We start from the raw sequence: 18,583 nt of genomic DNA, 5'->3' as shown, positions 1-18,583 counted from the left end.
TCGTATCAAGGTTTCTGATAAAGTTTTAATACAGTTTCGATACGTCGTTTTAATTCGGCTCTAACATGCTGTGGAGCCAGACATTCACATTGATTTCCAAACCCTAAAAGTAAGTTATAACCAAATTCATCTTCCATAAACGGAAACTCTACGATCCATTTTTCAGCGTTATCAGAAGGGAGAAAATTTAACTGCCCAAATTTATCTGCTAGTTGTTCTTTTACTTTAGACGTAACTTTTAAGGTGATCTGAGTAAAATTCTTGCCATAAAATGGTTTTTTTCCTAAAGGTTGGGCCTGAAATAATCGTGGCTCAAAAGATTCTGATAATAAGAGTAACTCATTCATTCTGGAAATTTTAAAAATTCGAAAATCTGCTTTTTCTCTACAATAAGCTTCTAAATACCAGCTGATTTCTTTTAGCACAAGTCGATAGGGTTCGACGATTCTGCCAGTTTTTCTACCTTGATTATCTTCATAATTAAACTGTATTAAGCGTTCTTGATCCATGGCGGATTTAATGATTTCTAAAAAGGGCTGCAAGGTGTGATTGCTCGTCCATGGCGTTAAATCGATTGCGATTTGGTTTGTTTTAAATTCGATTTCATCCAGAAAATTAGCTGGTACGAGAGTTTTTATTTTTTCAAAAGTCTGATTTATTTGAAGAGGAGAAACATTGTTGGAAAGACTTTCCAATGCAATCAACAGTGAAGTGATATCGTTTGATGTGAAGAATTGCTTATCTATTTTATAATTCTCCATAATTTGAATACCACCATTTACTCCAGGAGAAGAGCTTACTGGAATACCAGCTTCACTAAGAGAATTAATATCTCTGTATATGGTTCGGACGGATACTTCTAACATTTCTGCTAGCTGAGAAGCACTTACTTGTTTCTTTTCTAATAATATCATCGTGATAGCAAGTAATCGTTCTGTTTTCATGAGGCACCTTCTTTGGTTTACATAATGGGTCTACTAGCTTATTATAACGAAAAATCAGGCTATTTTGTGAAAATAGGCAAAAGTTTTATGTTCTATTGGATTGTAGATAATAGAAGAGTAACTTCTGAACGATTGACTTTAATAATCTGGGTTTATATAATGTTACTGTTGTCTAAAACGACAAAGTAAATATGCTCCTTTATTTGACCAGTTTTATAAAATAGTAGCAAGGACTGTGTAAATTATTTAAGGTCGTTCGGTGCTTATTTTATTAGCATACAATACCAAATAACTAGGTGAGAAAGGAAGTCTACTATGAATAAATCTCTGTTTAGGCAAAGCCATCCACTAGTCATTTCTTGCTACTATATAGTGATTTTGTTGATCGTAATGAGTTCAACGAATCCAGTGATTATCGGTGCTTGCTTTTTGGGAAGTTTGTTACTGCAACTGCTTAATTTGAAAGGGAAATCGAAAAAAATAGTGTTATATCCTTTGATTTTTTGCCTGGTTATTACAATAACAAATCCGTTATTTGTCCATCGAGGAGCAACGATCCTTTTCTTTTTATTTAATAAACCAATTACTATGGAAGCCTTTGTTTATGGTTTCTTTATGGGATTAATGATTGTTACGGTTATCTATTTGTTTCAAAATTTTCAAACATCTGTTGAATCAGAGCAGTTTTTTTATCTTTTTGGGAAACGGTTTCCAAAGACCGTCATGATTTTAACGCTAGTCTTCCGATTTATCCCCTTGCTTCAACAATATTTTCAAGAACTGAATCAAGTGCAAAAAACAGTTCAACGCACGCAAAAAAGCAGCTTTAAGGAACGAGCTGCTTATGGGTTCGATTTATTTGGAAATCTATTTTCTTGGTCATTGGAAAATGCAATGGATACGGCCGATTCAATGAAGGCGCGAGGTTATGGAAGTAAAACCAAAAGTAGTCGTTTGAGCTATAGTTGGAGAAAAACAGATACATTATGGTTGATACTGATCTTCTTTTTTTGTAGTTTTTTTATTTTTAGAATGATAAAGGATCGCTATGTATTTAACTATTATCCATATTTCGATAATATTTATAGTCGAATTCAACAAGATTGGTCGGATTATCTGCTTATATTAGTGGTAGCATGTCTGCCGTTATTAAAACGACTCAGGGAGGTGTTTGTATGGAGTATCTTGAAATCAAGGATTTAAGTTTTCAATATGCTGGAAGTGATAGACCTATTTTGAAAGAGGTATCATTATCTATCAAGCAAGGCGACTTCATATTGATTTGTGGCGAGACAGGTAGTGGAAAGTCAACATTATTAAAACTGCTTAAGCCTCAATTGATACCAGCTGGAAAACAAACTGGGACTATTCATCTAAACCGTGAAAACCTAACGAAGCTTCCAGAAACTTTCTCTGCCAGCAAGATCGGCTATGTCATGCAAAACCCAGAAAATCAAATCGTGACGGACAGTGTTTGGCATGAATTAGCTTTTGGTTTGGAAAATATCGGTATCCCAGCATATGAAATTAAGGGTCGAATAGCTGAAATGGCTAATTTCCTTGGTATTCAAGAGCTACTAGAATGTAAAACGAGTGAATTATCTGGCGGACAAAAGCAATTATTGAACTTGGCCTCTGTGTTGGTAATGAAACCAGAAATTTTGCTTTTAGATGAACCAACAACACTGCTTGATCCGATTGCCTCACAACACTTTATCGATGTATTAACACGCTTGAATCGAGAAATGGGATTAACCATTTTATTAGTAGAACACAGCTTGGAATCAGTTTTTGCATTGGCTGATAAAGTGCTTATTTTTGCTGATGGACAGCTGATTTTTGAGAATGAGCCAAGAGCCATTTCGACTGAAATAAAGAAGAATAGACGTAAGTTTAGTCGTTTTATGGTCAGTTTACCCAGCGCAGTCCAAATTTTTCTTGGAAGTGAGCTAAAAGATACGTGTCCTGTCACAGTAATTGAAGGCAAACGTTTTTTGATTCGGCATTTTTCAAAGAATACGACATTACAAGAGCCACAATATTTACCTAGCCAAAAAAAAGCAGTGCCAAGTATACAGTTAAAAAACTGTTGGTTTCGCTATGATAAGAATAGCCAAGATATTTTAGCAGGTGTTCATTTTGAGCTTTACGAAGGAGAAGTTTTTTCTTTAGTTGGAGGGAATGGGGCAGGGAAAACAACATTATTGAAAGTAATTGCTGGTATTTACGACTGTTATCGTGGTAAAGTTTCAATTTCAAATCAATCGATCAAAAAAATCGAGAAACGATTGGCTATTTACCGCAAGAGCCTCAAATGCTGTTTATTAGAGATTCAGTACTAGAAGATTACAAGTACTATTTAAATAGTAAAAAATGACTGAAACAGAGCAAATGAAACAGATAGAAAGAGTTACAACCCTACTTGATCTAAAGGACGTTGTGAGTCAACATCCTCTTGATCTAAGCGGTGGTCAATGTCAGCGAGCAGCATTGGGCAAATTGCTTTTGATGAATGCTAAAGTATTACTATTAGATGAACCAACAAAAGGGATCGATAATTATGGGAAAAAGCAGTTGATCAAAATAATTAGAAAGCTATCTAATGAAGGAAAAACAATTTTAGTAGTGACTCATGATTTGGATTTCGCTGCAGAACTATCTGATCGTTGTGGGTTATTTTTTCAAAATAATGTCTTGACTACAGCCGAACCAAAAACTTTCTTTAGCCATCATACATTTTATACAACGGCAGCTAGTCGTATATCAAGAGACGTTTTTCACGGTTTGGTTACGACAGAGCAGGTAATCGAAGCCTGTCAAGGAGTTAATCATGAACAGTAGAGAGAGTTTGCGAGCGTGGATGCGATCACTATGTATACTCTTTTTGTTTATTTTAGGCGCCACACTACTAGAAGCTAGTCAATACCAGACAATTTCTATGCTATTGGTAATTGTTGCGTGTTTTCCAATTTATTATCGTTATGAAAGAAAACAGGTGAATAGTAAAGAACTCGTTTTGATTGCAGTGTTGACGGCGATTGCAGTGTTAAGTAGATTTTTGTTTTACATGATTCCTGCGATCACTCCGATGACAGCCATCATCATCATTTCAGGTGTTTGCTTAGGATCTGAAGTTGGTTTTTTAGTTGGAGCTTTGTCAGCTGTTACCTCGAATATATTATTTGGACAAGGACCTTGGACTCCTTTTCAAATGTTTTCGTGGGGGATGATTGGGCTTGTGGCTGGATTACCTTGGCTACAGAAAAGGCTGAAAAAAAGTTATTGGTTTCTGGGACTATATGGGATTTTAGCTGGTTTATTCTTTTCCTTTTTCATGGACTTATGGACGGTTTTTTCCATAGATCGTTTTTTTTCTTGGCAAAGATACTTAGCGTTATTAGTAAGTGCTATCCCATATACAATGTCGTATTGTTTTTCGAATGTCTTTTTCTCATGCTTTCTTTTCCGATCCATTCAAACAAAACTACAACGAATCTTAATCAAGTATGATATAAAATAATGAAACTAAAGGTGGAATTAAAAATGAAAAAAATTATAAAAACAGCAACAATAGTGATGCTACTCTTCATACTAGGCGCATGTGGCAAAGCAACAGATAAAAAAGATGCTACAAAGGCCAGTGAAGAATTACTTAACGTTACGATCATCCTAAAAGAAGACGATAAAGAGTTTGATAAAAAAGAATTGGAAGTCAAAAAAGATGAGTCGCTTCAAACAATTCTGGAAACAAATTATAAAATCGAAATGTCGAAAGATTTTATTAGTGGAATCGATGGTCATTTGCAAGATGAAAAATCTAGTAAATACTGGATGTATGATGTCAATGGCAAGCAACCTGATGTAGGAGCAGTCGAGTATTTTCTAAAAGATGGTGATACAGTTACTTGGACATTGAATAAACTATAGAATAGATACACTTACGAAAAAATATTTAGCAAACCCTGACAATCAGTTGTCAGGGTTTGTTTGTTAGAATGAACTTGTCAATCAGACAATTGAACAATAAAGGAGCAAAACGTTTATGACAACAACAGAAGCATTTAAAAAAATAATGAACGAACAAACAGAAATCGCCTTAGCAACAAGTGTTGAAGAAAGACCAAATGTTCGAATCGTCAACTTCTTTTATGATGAAACGAAGAAATGTTTGTTTTTCTCTACTTTTAAGGGAAACGAGAAAATCGCTGAGTTTCAAAAGAATCCAAACGTAGCATTTACAACAATTCCGACTAGTCAAACAAATCATGTTCGGGTTAGAGAAGCTCAAGTTAGAAAAAGTGAGTTAAGCGTGTATGACGTTGCGGAACAATGGATTAAAAAAATTCCTAGTTATGAAGAAAACATCAAGCAGGCGGGAGCAATGCTTGAACTATACGAAATTCATTTCACAAAAGCCATCGTGATTTTGGGTATGGATCGTAGAGAAAATATCCAATTATAAGGACATAAAGGAGGAGTGGAGATGAACTATTGGATCGGTGTAGCATCTAAAGATCATGTTGAACTTGGAGTAGCAGGAGGATTTTGTCAATTATGTCATGGTAAATCAGCGCCGTTAAACAAAATGAAAGCAGGCGATTGGTTGATTTACTATGCACCTAAACAGAGTTTAAAAAGCAAAGAGCCGTGTCAAGAGTTTATTGCATTGGGACAAGTATTGCCTGGTGATACGTACTCGTTTGAAATGGCACCTGGTTTTATACCACATCGGAAAAATATCGATTTTTTGAAAAATGTTCAGCCCGTTCCGTTACAAGCTGTTTCTGAGTTGCCATTGTGGCAGGAATATCGCTCGCGTTTAAGATTTGGTCATTTTCAAATTCCAGAAGAGCTATTTGATTTTATTGCTTCTGGAATGAAAAAGGCATCATAAATAAAAAAGCAGGACAGAGAAACAATCTTCTCGTCTTGCTTTTTTATTCTCGATTTTAAACGATCATTCGTAACGCAATGCTTCAATTGGATCAAGTTTAGCTGCTTTTCTGGCTGGATATACACCAAAGAAAATCCCAATAGCACTTGAAAAAACTAATACAGCAACAATAGAAGTCAATGTAAATTGAGCAGTGATATCTAAAGCGCTAGCTACAGTAACAGCTAAGATGGCGCCTAATGTCAGGCCAATCAATCCGCCAATCAAACACAAAATCACTGATTCTGTTAAAAATTGGAATAAAATATTACTGTCTGTTGCACCTAAAGCTTTTCTGGTCCCGATTTCTCTTGTTCGTTCAGTAACAGAAACTAGCATAATATTCATCACACCAATCCCCCCAACGAGTAAAGCGATAGCTGCAACTGCTGCAATAAAGTTAATAAATAATCCTAAAACATTATTGACTTGATCCAACGCTTGTAAGAAATTGGTTGCAGTATAGACTTTGTCACCTACTGTATTATGACGAACAGAAAGAATATTTACGATTTGTTTTGACACAGCATCGATATCGTCTTTGGATTTGGCAATGACAGTCAGACTAGTGATTTTCGTTGCATCAGGATTTAAGTCATTGGCTGTAGTCAATGGGATTGAAATATAACCCATCATTTCTTCTTCATCAAAAGAGCCGACCATTTTTTCTACCGTACTTTTAGTAACGCCAATGATTCGAGCGCTAATTTGTCCTTTTTGACCACGTAAATTGATTTTTTCACCAATGACATTTTCCCGTCCATTGAAGAAATAGCGAGCGGTATCTGCACTGATCACAGCCACTTTACTGCCTTCTGAATACTCTGTAGTATTGAAATAGCGCCCATAAACAATCTCTTTATCCATTGTCTGATTCGTATATTGTAAATCAGGCGTCCCAGCCATGATCAATGTTGCTTTTGATTTATCGTTTGCTGCACCAACTGCTTGAATCGATACGGCAGGAGAAACATGATCGATTTGTGGAATCCCATCTTTCAATGCTTTAACATCTTTGCTTGTGATTTTTTGACTATCCGTTGCATCGCGACTAGTCGAAACAGAAATTGTAGAAGCACCTAAATCACTGAATGTCCCAGTTATTTGACTCGTTGCACCGTTACCAACAGCTAAAATTGCGATAACTGCCGCGATTCCGATGATAATTCCCAACATAGTCAAAAAGGATCGCATTTTATTGGCTAAAATACTATCGATCGCCATTTTAAAACTTTCAATAATTCCCATAGGAACGGCTCCTTTCTATAGTGTTTTTCGCTCAACAACAGGTTGATCATCAATGATTTCACCATCTCTAAACGATACGATACGTTTTGTGTATTGTGCTACATCCGGTTCATGTGTGACCATGACGACCGTTGTGCCAGCATCGTTTAGGTCCTGAAAAATTTTCATGATCTCTAGTGTTGTTTTTGAGTCTAAATTTCCAGTTGGTTCATCGGCCATTAAAACGGCTGGATCATTGACGATTGCTCGAGCGATGGCCACACGTTGTTTTTGCCCACCGGATATAGCGTTAGGCCTATGAGATACTCGATCAGCCAAACCAACTTTTCTTAATGCTTCTAAGGCTCGTTCTCTTCGTTCTTTTGCTGAAATACCAGAGTAAACCATAGGGAGTGCGACATTATCTAAAAGAGACATACGTGGCATCAAATTGAAGGACTGAAAAACAAAGCCGATTTCTTTGTTTCTCACATGAGCACTTTCATTACTAGACAAATTTGTAACATCTTGCCCATTTAAATGATAAGTTCCCTCGTCAAAACGATCCAACAGGCCGAGAATGTTCATCATGGTTGATTTACCAGAACCGCTGGGACCCATGATAGAAGTGAATTCACCTTCAGAAATATGCAAAGAAACACGTTTTAACGCTTCTAATTCTTCACCGCCAGTACGGTAGATCTTTACTACGTTTTTTAAATCGATCAATTAGTTCACCTTCTATTCTTTGGTTACCTCAGTGTTATTTTTTATGTCAGAGTTTGGCGAAAGAATCACTGTCGCATTCTCACTTAAACCACTTTTTACTTCGACTAATTTATCTGATTGAACGCCAATTTCTATTTTTGTTTCTTTGGCTTTTCCTTGATTGACTACATAAACGATTGGTTCATTTTTGTCGTTATAGGTTAAGGCTTCGATTGGTAAAGCTAGAACATTTTCAACGGTATTTGTTGTGATATCAACATCGGCATCAAAACCAGCGAACAAATTTTCTGGTGCGTTATCAAATGTTACGATAGCGGCTAAGCTTGCAGTTGTCCCAGTTGCTGATTGTGTATTTTGTGCGACTGGATCTTTTTCAGCTACTTTACCAGAGAATGTTTGATTGCCGCTCGTAATTTCTGCTTTTTGATCGATTGCAACGGCGGATGCTTCAGAATTAGATAGTTCTAGTTGAACTTTTAAGGTGGAAAGATCATCTAATTGAATCGATGGTTTTCCTTGTTGGGCATTTGTGTCAGCTTGCTTGGCTTTGATATTGACTTGAGTGATTGTGCCATCGAAACCAGCAATTAATTGCAGACCATTGTCATAGGTTGCTAAAACCTTATCTTTTGCTACTTTATCACCAACTTGAACATTTACTTCGACCACATTTCCAGTGCCCATAAGTGATTGCGTTTGATTGGGAATCAAAGTGCCAGTTGTCGAAAGTTTTTCGACGATCGTTTCTTTTTTGACTTCGCCCGTTCGAACAGTGAAAGTATCGGATGTTCCTGAATTCCCTCGAACAAATAAGAAAATAACGATCCCAACGAATAAAACGGCAAGAATCCCGAAAATCGTTTTCTTTTTCATAGATTTCAGCTCTTTTCTGCTATTTTTTATGACAAAGTGTCATTTATGTAATTTTACTCTCTTTTTCATGAAAAGTCTAAGATTTATTTCAATATTTAAATGATTACTAAATAAACGGAGATTTCGATCCGTTTTGATCGATTCGTTGAATGCTATTTTGTCTATTGCGTTATAATAAAGGAAAGAAAATGAAGGAGGAGTCGGAGCGATGAAAGAATTTGTTTATGCAATCAGTGATATTCATGGAGAGTATGAATTGTTTAAAGACTTGATCCAATACTATGATCCGGCCATGCATCAACTAGTTTTGATTGGTGATCTAAATGATCGTGGACCTAAAACTAAAGAGAGTTTTTTGCTAGGAAAAGAACTAGCAGAGAAGCATGGTGCTATCTATCTTAGAGGAAATCATGAAGAATATTTTCTGCAGTTTCTAAACAGTCCTGAAGACTGGTTTACTAGCTACATCCGTAATGGCGGTAAAGAAACGATGGAAAGCTTACTGCATAAAGGAGCTACAGAGGAATACTCTCCAACCGAAATCGCCATGATGATTCGCAGCCGCTATAAAGAGTTGATTGAATTTTTGATGGAAAGACCTTTATACTTTGAATGGAAAAACTATATTTTTGTCCATGCTGGTGTCGACTTGACTAAAAAGGATTGGCACGAAACCAGTCCTCATGATTTTATCTGGATCAGAGAAGCCTTCCATACAGGAAAAAATAATACAGGGAAAACAATCGTCTTTGGTCATACGATTACACCGATGCTCCATGGTGACATGGAAACAACCGATTTGTGGTGTTCAGATCATAAAATTGGGATCGATGGCGGTGCTGTTTTCGGAGGTTCTGTTCACGGGGTGATTTTTGATTCTGATGGGATCATACAAGATATTGAATATCAAAATTTGAACGGCCCATGGCAACCCGATTTTTAGGAGAAACTGTCTTTCATTCTTGCAAAGCTCATCAATGTCTTTGTTAAGCTTTGTTCTCTTCCTATATTTCAAGTGGAAAATATGCTAAAATGAAACAGTATGTTAATGAAAAGAGGTATGTAAATATGGCAGAAACTTATAATCAAGAAGTAGTTGATTTACTTCAAAAAGAATTGACAGAATATCGTCCAAAACAACTAACGACAGTGCTGACTTTATTGAGTGAAGGCAACACTGTTCCTTTTATTGCGCGCTATCGTAAAGAAATGACTGGTAGTTTAGATGAAGTTCAAATTCGAGAAATCGAAGAACGTTATACTTACTTAGGGAACTTGGAAAAACGCAAAGAAGAAGTCTTGCGTTTAATTGAAGAACAGGGCAAATTAACAGATGAGTTAGCTAAATCTATTCAAAAAGCGACGAAAATGCAGCAAGTAGAAGATTTATATCGTCCTTATAAACAAAAGCGTCGCACGAAAGCCACGATTGCCAAAGAAAAAGGATTAGAGCCTTTAGCAGATTGGCTGTTGAGTTTCCCGATGCAGGCGGATGTAACGGCAGAAGCTGAAAAATACGTAGATGCAGAAAAAGAAGTGGAGTCTGCCGAAGCGGCCTTACTGGGTGCACATGAAATCATCGCTGAGCGAGTGAGTGATGAACCCAAATTTCGGACTTGGATTCGCGACTTTACCTTTAAGCATGGGCAATATGTCAGTACAGTCAAAGATAAAGACAAAGATGAAAAATCAGTATATGAAATGTATTATGATTTTTCAGAACCGGTTAGCAAAATGGTTTCTCATAGAGTGTTAGCGACTAATCGTGGCGAAAAAGAAGAGATCTTAAAAGTAGCCCTTTTGGTTGAAGAAGATAAGATTGCTTCATACTTAGACCTTCAATTGATTGGAAACAATAAACAATCGCCAACCGCGATCTATGTTGAAACAGCTTATTTGGACAGTTACAAACGATTTATTGGTCCAGCAATCGAACGTGAAATCCGCAATGAACTTACCGAAAAAGCAGATGAACAAGCAATCAATATCTTTGGTGAAAACTTGCGTAATTTATTATTACAACCACCATTGAAAGGAAAAGTTGTTTTAGGCTTTGACCCAGCTTACCGAACAGGATGTAAGATGGCGATCGTCGATGCGACCGGAAAAGTATTAGCAATCCAAGTGATTTATCCTCATAAGCCTGCTTCTGGAGAGAAAAGAGCAGCAGCAGGTCCTGCGTTTAATAAGTTGATTGAGGAGTATCAAGTTGAAATGGTCGCAATCGGTAATGGAACAGCTAGCCGTGAATCAGAATTATTTGTTGCTGAGCAATTAAAACAAATCAAACGTGAGGTATTTTATGTAATTGTTAACGAAGCTGGGGCTTCAGTCTATTCAGCCAGTGATGTAGCACGAACAGAATTTCCAGATCTACAAGTAGAAGAAAGAAGTGCAGTCAGTATTGCCCGTCGCTTGCAAGATCCTTTAGCAGAGCTTGTAAAAATCGATCCTAAAGCAGTCGGAGTCGGTCAATATCAACATGATGTTTCGCAAAAGCGTTTAGCGGAGCAATTGGACTTTGTTGTCGAAACCGCTGTTAACCAAGTTGGAGTTAATGTGAATACGGCTAGCCCACAACTCTTACAACATATTTCAGGTTTAAATAAAACAACAGCTCAAAACTTAATGGCCTATCGTGATGAAAATGGGGCATTTACAGCTCGTAATCAAGTCAAAAAAGTTCCGCGTTTAGGACCAAAAGCATACGAGCAAGCTATTGGTTTCTTACGTATTCCAAATGGGAAAAATATTCTAGATAATACGGGAATCCATCCAGAAAGTTATGATGTAGCAAAAGCGATTTTAGAAAAAGCAAACGTGAAATTAGCAGAACTTGGCACACCAGACGCTGCTCAACGAATCAAAGGCTTAGTACTGGAAACTTTAGAAACAGAATTAGCAGTTGGTAGTGAAACGTTAAAAGATATTATTGCAGCGTTAGTACAACCAGGAAGAGATATGCGTGATGAAATGCCAGCCCCGCTTTTAAGAAAAGATGTCTTATCAATGGAAGATTTAAAATCAGGAATGGAACTACAAGGAACCGTTCGTAACGTAATCGACTTTGGCGCATTCGTTGACATCGGTGTAAAACAAGATGGCTTAGTGCATATTTCAAAACTTAGCTCAAAATTTGTGAAGCATCCTACCGATATTGTTGCTGTAGGTGACGTTGTGACCGTTTGGGTAGAGGACGTTGATACGAAGAAAGGGCGCATCAGTCTAACGATGCTGCCGCAAGCTGAAAGGAAAGAATAGTCTTGAACCGTCTTTCTAAAGAAGGAAAACCAGCAAAACAAGAATTAACAGATGACCAATTGCAAGCAATGGTGGAAGAAATATCACTGACCTTTTTTGCAAAGAAGTTTCGCCACAAAGCGTTCTTCAATCGGCGCTTAAAAACGACCGGAGGCCGCTATCATTTAGGTTCTCATAACATTGATTTTAATCCTAAAGTATTTGCATTATATGGCGAAACAGAATTGATTAATGTAATCAAACATGAACTATGTCACTATCACCTTCATCTAGAATCTAGAGGGTATCAGCATAAGGACGCTGAGTTTAAAGCTTTATTAAAGCAAACAGGGGGGAGTCGCTATGTTCGACCTTTAGTTGAACAGAAGCCTCAATCCTATCATCAATATCAGTGTGAGAAATGCCAGACTTTGATTTTGCGAAAGCGGAGAATCAATACGCAACGCTATGTTTGTGGAAAGTGTCATGGAAAATTAGTGGAAGTTGATTCAAGTAAGTAGTATGAACACAATGAAACTGTAAAAAATCTGGACAGAGTTAAAGGTGTGAACAGCTTCTGATGGAATGATTTTTTCAGAAGTTGTTCGCACATTAAACTCTAAAAAATTTTATCTTGTAATAATGTATTAGAAAAAGAAGTGATTAATTTAAAAGAAAAGAGGCATCCGATGATTCAGCATTGGAACAGGGTGATTGAGTTTTTAGCTGCAAAGGAACAGGTAGATGGAACCTATGATTTAGCAATTTTAGCTGGCAATAGTCTGCCATATCTTGCGGATGAATTGATCCGTTTGTATAAACAAGGCGCTGCATCGAGATTTATGCTAGTGGGTGGAATCGGTCATGCTACGGTGTTTTTGCAGAGGAATTTCAAAAAAATCGGTGTCGATGTCTGTTATAAGAGTGAAACGGATATGTATCTAGACTACTTTAAGTTTAAATATGCTATCGACAAAGAACGATTTCTAACTGAAAATACTTCGACCAATTCTGGTGAAAATGCTTTATTCTCATTAAAGGTGGCTGAAGCAGCTGGAATAGCACCTAAAAAAGTTTTGTTATTAGAAGATCCATTGTTGCAAAGAAGAATTAAAGCAACCTTTGAAAAAGAATGGCAAGATACTAAAGCTACATTTACAAATTACGTACCATTGATTCCGTTTGTCAAAGAAGTTGGGGATTCACTTCTATTTGAAAACAGTCAGTTTGATGGATTGTGGGATAAAGAATATTTTCTCTCTTTAGTGTTAGGTGAGATTCCACGACTTAGAAATGATAAAAATGGGTATGGACCTAACGGAAGCAATTATATTGGCACTGTGGATATTCCAGAATCTGTGGAACAGTCTTATGAAAAGTTATGCCAAATGTATGAGTATCGACAAAAACGTTGAGTAAAATGGGATGATTGGGATAAAAGAGGAAATATTGACAAAAACTAAAGCGTATTTTATGATAGAATAAGTGGTGTTTTTTCACTAAAAAAGCGGTCATGGCGGAATGGCAGACGCGCCAGCTTGAGGGGCTGGTGGGGGCAACCCCGTGGAAGTTCGAGTCTTCTTGGCCGCATGAATAAGCCCTAAACCTTTCTGTGTTAAGGTTTAGGGCTCTTTATAATTCCTTCTCTTATCTAATGTCCAACTATTTATTGTTATGATTAAATGATTGAAAAAGGGGTAAGTAAAATGAATCAACTAGATTTTTATATAGAAAAATTTAAAAAGGAACATCCGAAATACAAAAATAAAGACATTCAAGCCTTTGCGTTTGGTGGAGGAGTATCTATGGCCAATGAACTTGCGAAGCTTGTTATTAAAGGAGAGAAATGCGGAACGACTAGTTTACATCAATTATATGAGTTAGAAAATGAAGAGATACCAAAAGTTGATGATATAAGTGTTGTTTTAGATGGTAATGGAAATCCTGCAGCGATTATTAAAAATACGGCTGTAGAGGTATTAAAATTTAAAAATATCACCGAACATCATGCAAAAATTGAAGGAGAAGGCGATAAAACGTTAGCATATTGGCGTAAAGCACATATCAAGTTCTTTACGGAGTCGTACAACGGAGTGGCTGGTGTTACATTTGATGAGGAATCTTTAGTGGTGTTTGAAACATTTAAAGTTATCTATGAATAGAACATTCTAAAAAATAAGTGTGCTGTTTGACAATGGATGGATGCTAACAGATTTAATTAAGAAGATTATTTTTAGTAGGATGTTACTCACCGAACGAATCATAAAGTAAAAACCGATAAAAAAATAGCGAAACAACCGAGGAGAATGTCTATAACACATTTTTTTAAATATCTCATTTAGTAGGAGAAGATACATGTAATACATTCGATATGTTTTCTTTTGCTGAAACTCATTTACAAAATAAATTAAAGCGATATAATGAGTGTAAGCGTTTTATTACGTTTTTAGTTTAATTCTATTTTAAGAGTGGAGGAATTATATATGAGATTAGCAGGAAAAATCGCGTTAATCACTGGTGCTTCAATGGGAATGGGCAAAGAGCATGCCTCTTTATTTATAAAGGAAGGTGCTACCGTATATATTGCAGATATCAATGATGCCAAAGGCAAGGAAACCGCTGATGATTTGGGAGATAAAGCCCACTTTATCCATTTAGATGTGACCAAAGAGGAACAATGGCAAGCAGCAATTGAACAGATTGCCAAGGAAAGTGGATGTTTGGATGTCTTGGTCAATAATGCAGGAATTAGTATGTTTAATAGTCTAATAAATACTAGTCAAGAAGAGTTCATGAAAACAATCGAAATCAATCAACTATCTGTCTTCCTAGGAATGAAAGCGGCTGTCCCATTAATGGAAAAAAGTCGTGCAGCCTCAATTATCAATATTTCTTCGATTGAAGGATTTGAAGGAAGTATTGGCGGCTATGGTTATGTCAGTTCCAAATTTGCAGTTAGAGGTTTGACTAAATGTGCTGCTTTAGAATTTGCTGATAAAAATATTCGTGTGAATTCAGTGCATCCAGGTGGCGTTGTTACACCAATGGTAACAGAGGCAACAGGGGAACAAAAAGCTGCGATTGAACAATTCCAACAAACGATCCCGATGAAAAGAATGGCGGAACCAAAAGAAATTTCAAAATTAGTATTATTTTTAGCTTCTGATGATTCATCGTATTCAACAGGAAGTGAGTTTATTGCGGATGGAGGTATTTTAGCTTAAAATTTTGTTCGCTAAATTGATTGAATTAAATGAAGACAGGTTAAATACTTTTAGAGCTAGTATTCTTGTCTGATAATAGGAAAACGAAAGTGATCGTTTTACGTACTATTTCCCGTCATACTAGAGATGGCAGAAGTAGGAGGTAGAACGATCACTTATTGAGGTTTTTATCCAAGTGTTTTAGCCATTTAAATTTATCTAAAGCCGAGGTGGATATATGCGTTTTAGATACGCTTTTTCCTTGCATCTTATATAATAGGAAAAAAGATACTTTAAGGGGTGGGCATATGGTCATTAAGAAAGCTTGGTGGAAAGAAGCGGTTGGTTATCAGATTTATCCAGCTAGTTTTATGGATACGAATAGCGACGGCATTGGTGATATCAATGGTATTCGTTCAAAACTTTATTATCTTAAGGATTTAGGGATCGGCTTTATCTGGATCACACCGATTTATGAATCGCCTAATGTCGATAATGGTTATGATATCAGTGATTATCAAAACATTTTAGGAACGTTTGGTACGATGGAAGAATTTGATTTGTTGTTAAAAGAAGCCCATGAGTACGGTATTAAAATAATCATGGATTTAGTGATCAATCATACATCAAATCAGCATCCTTGGTTTATTGAATCCAGGTCTTCGGTAAAAGATGATTATAGAGATTACTATATTTGGGCGGACGGTTCAATTGATGGACCACCGAATGACTGGGTCTCGATCTTTGGCGGTTCTGCTTGGGAATACGATGAAACGACGAATCAATATTATCTTCATGTTTTTGCCAAGGAGCAACCTGATCTTAATTGGGAAAATCCACAAGTAAAAAGAGCACTTTTTTCAATGATCGATTGGTGGCTGGATAAAGGAATCGATGGCTTTCGTGTGGATGCTATTTCCCATATAAAAAAGGCACCGTTAGAAACTGCTTCAACGGAAGATCCGTTTGCTTCATTTAAAAATGTCCCAGGAATCGAGACTCATTTGGAAGAGTTACGAGATATATTTAAAAAGCGAGATATTTTAACTGTTGGTGAGGCCAATGGTGTCAGTGCGGCGGAAGCTTATCAGTGGGTTGGAGATACAGAAGGTTATTTCAATATGCTGTTTGAATTTGATCATATTGCTCTTTGGAATAAAGGTGAACAAGAAGGATTCGATGTCGTTCAATTTAAACAGGCAATCACTACGTGGCAAGAGGCTTTAGCGGAAGGAAAAGGCTGGAATGCTCTTTATATGGAAAATCATGACCTGCCTCGTTCAGTCTCTAGTTTTGGTAGTGAAGAGATCGTTTTTTGGCAAGCATCGGCTAAAGCTTTGGCACTGACATTTCTCTTGTTACAAGGAACTCCTTTTATCTATCAGGGACAAGAGATCGGGATGACTAATATGCCATTTGCATCGATAACTGATATCGATGCTGTAGATACTAAAAATTTTTACTATGAAATGATCAATACGGGACTTGATCCAGAAAAAGCAATGGATGTGATTCGTCGAACAGCTAGGGATAACTCAAGAACACCGATGCAGTGGACAGCAGAAGAGTACGCTGGTTTTTCAAGAAGAAAACCTTGGATGGTTATTAATCCTAATAAACAGCAAATCAATGTATTGGATGAGTTAGCTGATCCAGACTCTGTTTTGAATTTCTATAAAACGGTTATTCAGTTAAGAAATGAAAATGAGGCATTGATTTATGGGGACTATAAGCTCTATTTACCTGATCATCCGCAGTTATTTGTATATGGTCGACGTCTAGAAGAAGAACGGTTTGTCGTGATCATCAACTTATCAAAAGAGTTTGCTTCTGCTGATTTACCAAAAAATGTTCAGATTGAGGACTGGGACTTAAAGGTTTGTAATTTAAATAATCATATCATCCATCAACACACGATTTTTGCTCCTTATGAAGCAAGAGTCTATCAGTATAAAAATAAAAAATAAATGCAGATAGGAGTGCATGGTAAACGTTTGTAGTGGCCTAGCCATCGATGTTTACTTTGACACTCTTATTTTTTGTTCAGTTGGTATCTACTTATAAAGTAAGAATAGTAAGAATTTTTTGTTTTTTTTAAGAAATTGCCAATTTTTCATTGCTTTTTTTTTCTAGGTGGCGTAACTTTAAAGATATAAATTTTGAAAATGAGGGATACAGTATGAGAAATTTTGAAAAATCTAGCAAGCTTGATGGTGTGAGTTACGATGTACGCGGCCCGGTCTTAGAAGAAGCCGACAGAATGCATGAAGAAGGCATTCGTATTTTGAAACTTAATACTGGTAATCCCGCTCCCTTTGGCTTTGATGCTCCGAACGAAGTAGTTCGCGATATGATTATGAATGTTCGTAATTCAGAAGGTTATTCTGATTCAAAAGGTATTTTTTCTGCTCGAAAGGCGATCGAACAATATTGCCAAGTTAAAGGCTTCCCTAATGTGACAATCAATGATATCTACACTGGTAATGGTGTTAGTGAGTTGATTTCGATGTGTATGCAAGGATTATTGAATAATGGGGATGAAGTGTTAGTTCCAATGCCTGATTATCCACTATGGACAGCCTCTATTTCATTGGCTGGTGGAAATCCTGTTCATTATATTTGTGATGAACAAGCGGAATGGTATCCAGATATTGATGATATCAAATCTAAAGTGACAACAAATACGAAAGCAATCGTTTTGATCAATCCAAATAATCCGACAGGAGCGTTGTATCCAAAGGAAATCCTTGAAGAAATCGTTGAAATAGCAAGACAAAATGACTTGATCATCTTCTCAGATGAAATCTATGATCGTTTGGTGATGGATGGATTAACCCATATTCCAATTGCTACACTGGCACCTGATTTGTTTGTGGTTACTTTAAATGGACTATCTAAATCACATAGAGTTGCAGGATTCCGTTGCGGCTGGATGGTACTTAGTGGAAACAAAAAACATGTGAAAGGCTACATTGAGGGATTAAACATGCTGGCATCGATGCGTCTATGCTCAAATGTATTGTCCCAACAAATCATCCAAACAGCTTTAGGTGGTTATCAAAGTGTCGATGATTTATTGTTGCCAGGAGGCAGAATCTATGAGCAACGGGAATATATTTATAATGCAATCAATGATATTCCAGGACTTTCAGCTGTAAAACCTAAAGCGGCTTTTTACATTTTTCCTAAGATCGATACGGCCCGTTTTAATATCTATGATGATGAAAAATTTGTTCTAGATTTCCTACATGAGCATCATATACTGCTTGTACATGGCGGCGGCTTTAATTGGACACAGCCAGACCATTTTAGAATCGTTTATCTTCCGAAAATGGAAGACTTGAAGTTTACCACTGAAAAAATGCGTCAATTTTTAAGTACGTATAAACAAAAATAAGCAAAGGATTGCTAAATGAAAAGAGTGACTCAAAACG

19 protein-coding genes and 1 tRNA gene are annotated in these 18,583 nt (G+C 36.7%); 16 read left to right on the top strand and 4 right to left on the bottom strand.

Annotated features, from left to right (window positions below; genetic code table 11):
* Positions 1 to 5: 5 nt before the first annotated feature.
* On the bottom strand, positions 6 to 944 hold the full coding sequence (locus V192_RS0108575) for a helix-turn-helix transcriptional regulator (RefSeq protein WP_025870843.1): 939 nt from the start codon (positions 942 to 944) through the stop codon (positions 6 to 8).
* A gap of 315 nt (positions 945 to 1,259) precedes the next feature.
* Between V192_RS0108575 and V192_RS0108570 the strand changes: the two genes are divergently transcribed.
* From V192_RS0108570 to V192_RS0108545, 7 genes are all read left to right on the top strand, one after another.
* On the top strand, positions 1,260 to 2,147 hold the full coding sequence (locus V192_RS0108570; RefSeq protein WP_025870841.1) for an energy-coupling factor transporter transmembrane component T: 888 nt from the start codon (positions 1,260 to 1,262) through the stop codon (positions 2,145 to 2,147).
* The gene (locus tag V192_RS19745; protein ID WP_275574533.1) at positions 2,120 to 3,286 is read left to right on the top strand and encodes an energy-coupling factor ABC transporter ATP-binding protein; all 1,167 of its coding nucleotides are present in this window, start codon (positions 2,120 to 2,122) and stop codon (positions 3,284 to 3,286) included. Before V192_RS0108570 ends, V192_RS19745 begins: the two co-directional genes overlap by 28 nt.
* Before the next feature lie 49 nt (positions 3,287 to 3,335).
* Positions 3,336 to 3,785, top strand: a complete 450-nt coding sequence (locus V192_RS22580; RefSeq protein WP_275574532.1) for an ATP-binding cassette domain-containing protein — start codon at positions 3,336 to 3,338, stop codon at positions 3,783 to 3,785.
* On the top strand, positions 3,775 to 4,464 hold the full coding sequence (locus tag V192_RS19740) for an ECF transporter S component (protein WP_025870839.1): 690 nt from the start codon (positions 3,775 to 3,777) through the stop codon (positions 4,462 to 4,464). Before V192_RS22580 ends, V192_RS19740 begins: the two co-directional genes overlap by 11 nt.
* A gap of 23 nt (positions 4,465 to 4,487) precedes the next feature.
* On the top strand, positions 4,488 to 4,871 hold the full coding sequence (locus V192_RS0108555) for a DUF4430 domain-containing protein (protein ID WP_025870837.1): 384 nt from the start codon (positions 4,488 to 4,490) through the stop codon (positions 4,869 to 4,871).
* A 115-nt stretch (positions 4,872 to 4,986) separates the two neighbouring features.
* A complete protein-coding gene (locus tag V192_RS0108550) occupies positions 4,987 to 5,406 on the top strand; it encodes a pyridoxamine 5'-phosphate oxidase family protein (protein ID WP_025870835.1) in 420 nt (139 codons plus the stop codon).
* A gap of 21 nt (positions 5,407 to 5,427) precedes the next feature.
* The gene (locus V192_RS0108545) at positions 5,428 to 5,838 is read left to right on the top strand and encodes an EVE domain-containing protein (RefSeq protein ID WP_025870832.1); all 411 of its coding nucleotides are present in this window, start codon (positions 5,428 to 5,430) and stop codon (positions 5,836 to 5,838) included.
* Positions 5,839 to 5,901: 63 nt separating this feature from the next.
* On the opposite strand, the gene V192_RS0108540 is transcribed toward V192_RS0108545, so the two are convergent.
* The 3 genes from V192_RS0108540 to V192_RS0108530 are packed head-to-tail and all read right to left on the bottom strand — an operon-like array spanning position 5,902 to position 8,706.
* On the bottom strand, positions 5,902 to 7,125 hold the full coding sequence (locus V192_RS0108540; protein WP_025870830.1) for an ABC transporter permease: 1,224 nt from the start codon (positions 7,123 to 7,125) through the stop codon (positions 5,902 to 5,904).
* Between the two features lie 15 nt (positions 7,126 to 7,140).
* Positions 7,141 to 7,833 carry an ABC transporter ATP-binding protein gene (locus V192_RS0108535; RefSeq protein ID WP_025870828.1) on the bottom strand — a complete coding sequence of 231 codons (693 nt, stop codon included), beginning with the start codon at positions 7,831 to 7,833 and terminating at the stop codon, positions 7,141 to 7,143.
* Positions 7,834 to 7,845: 12 nt separating this feature from the next.
* Positions 7,846 to 8,706 (bottom strand): efflux RND transporter periplasmic adaptor subunit, encoded by an 861-nt coding sequence (locus tag V192_RS0108530; RefSeq protein ID WP_025870825.1) that lies wholly within the window; start codon positions 8,704 to 8,706, stop codon positions 7,846 to 7,848.
* Between the two features lie 208 nt (positions 8,707 to 8,914).
* Between V192_RS0108530 and V192_RS0108525 the strand changes: the two genes are divergently transcribed.
* The 9 genes from V192_RS0108525 (at position 8,915) to V192_RS0108485 (ending at position 18,546) form a co-directional block, all read left to right on the top strand.
* A complete protein-coding gene (locus tag V192_RS0108525) occupies positions 8,915 to 9,649 on the top strand; it encodes a metallophosphoesterase (protein WP_025870824.1) in 735 nt (244 codons plus the stop codon).
* 125 nt (positions 9,650 to 9,774) lie between these two features.
* Positions 9,775 to 11,967, top strand: coding sequence for a Tex family protein (locus tag V192_RS0108520; RefSeq protein WP_025870821.1), 2,193 nt, complete (start codon positions 9,775 to 9,777; stop codon positions 11,965 to 11,967).
* Positions 11,968 to 11,969: 2 nt separating this feature from the next.
* A complete protein-coding gene (locus tag V192_RS0108515) occupies positions 11,970 to 12,467 on the top strand; it encodes a SprT family protein (protein ID WP_025870819.1) in 498 nt (165 codons plus the stop codon).
* Between the two features lie 168 nt (positions 12,468 to 12,635).
* A complete protein-coding gene (locus V192_RS0108510) occupies positions 12,636 to 13,361 on the top strand; it encodes a YdcF family protein (protein WP_025870817.1) in 726 nt (241 codons plus the stop codon).
* Between the two features lie 92 nt (positions 13,362 to 13,453).
* Positions 13,454 to 13,536 (top strand) — tRNA-Leu (locus V192_RS0108505).
* A gap of 116 nt (positions 13,537 to 13,652) precedes the next feature.
* Positions 13,653 to 14,108, top strand: coding sequence for an ASCH domain-containing protein (locus tag V192_RS0108500; protein ID WP_025870814.1), 456 nt, complete (start codon positions 13,653 to 13,655; stop codon positions 14,106 to 14,108).
* Between the two features lie 321 nt (positions 14,109 to 14,429).
* Positions 14,430 to 15,170, top strand: a complete 741-nt coding sequence (locus tag V192_RS0108495) for a glucose 1-dehydrogenase (protein ID WP_025870812.1) — start codon at positions 14,430 to 14,432, stop codon at positions 15,168 to 15,170.
* Positions 15,171 to 15,457: 287 nt separating this feature from the next.
* Entirely contained in the window at positions 15,458 to 17,116 is a 1,659-nt protein-coding gene (locus V192_RS0108490; RefSeq protein ID WP_025870810.1) for a glycoside hydrolase family 13 protein, read from the top strand.
* 212 nt (positions 17,117 to 17,328) lie between these two features.
* Complete coding sequence (locus V192_RS0108485) at positions 17,329 to 18,546, top strand: pyridoxal phosphate-dependent aminotransferase (protein WP_025870809.1); 1,218 nt, start codon at positions 17,329 to 17,331, stop codon at positions 18,544 to 18,546.
* The last annotated feature ends 37 nt before the right edge of the window (positions 18,547 to 18,583 follow it).

Source organism: Enterococcus crotali (assembly GCF_000633635.1).
Lineage (GTDB): Bacteria > Bacillota > Bacilli > Lactobacillales > Enterococcaceae > Enterococcus_L > Enterococcus_L crotali.
The sequence above is the reverse complement of the archived record's forward strand: the minus strand, read 5'-3'. Positions and strand labels throughout refer to the sequence as shown.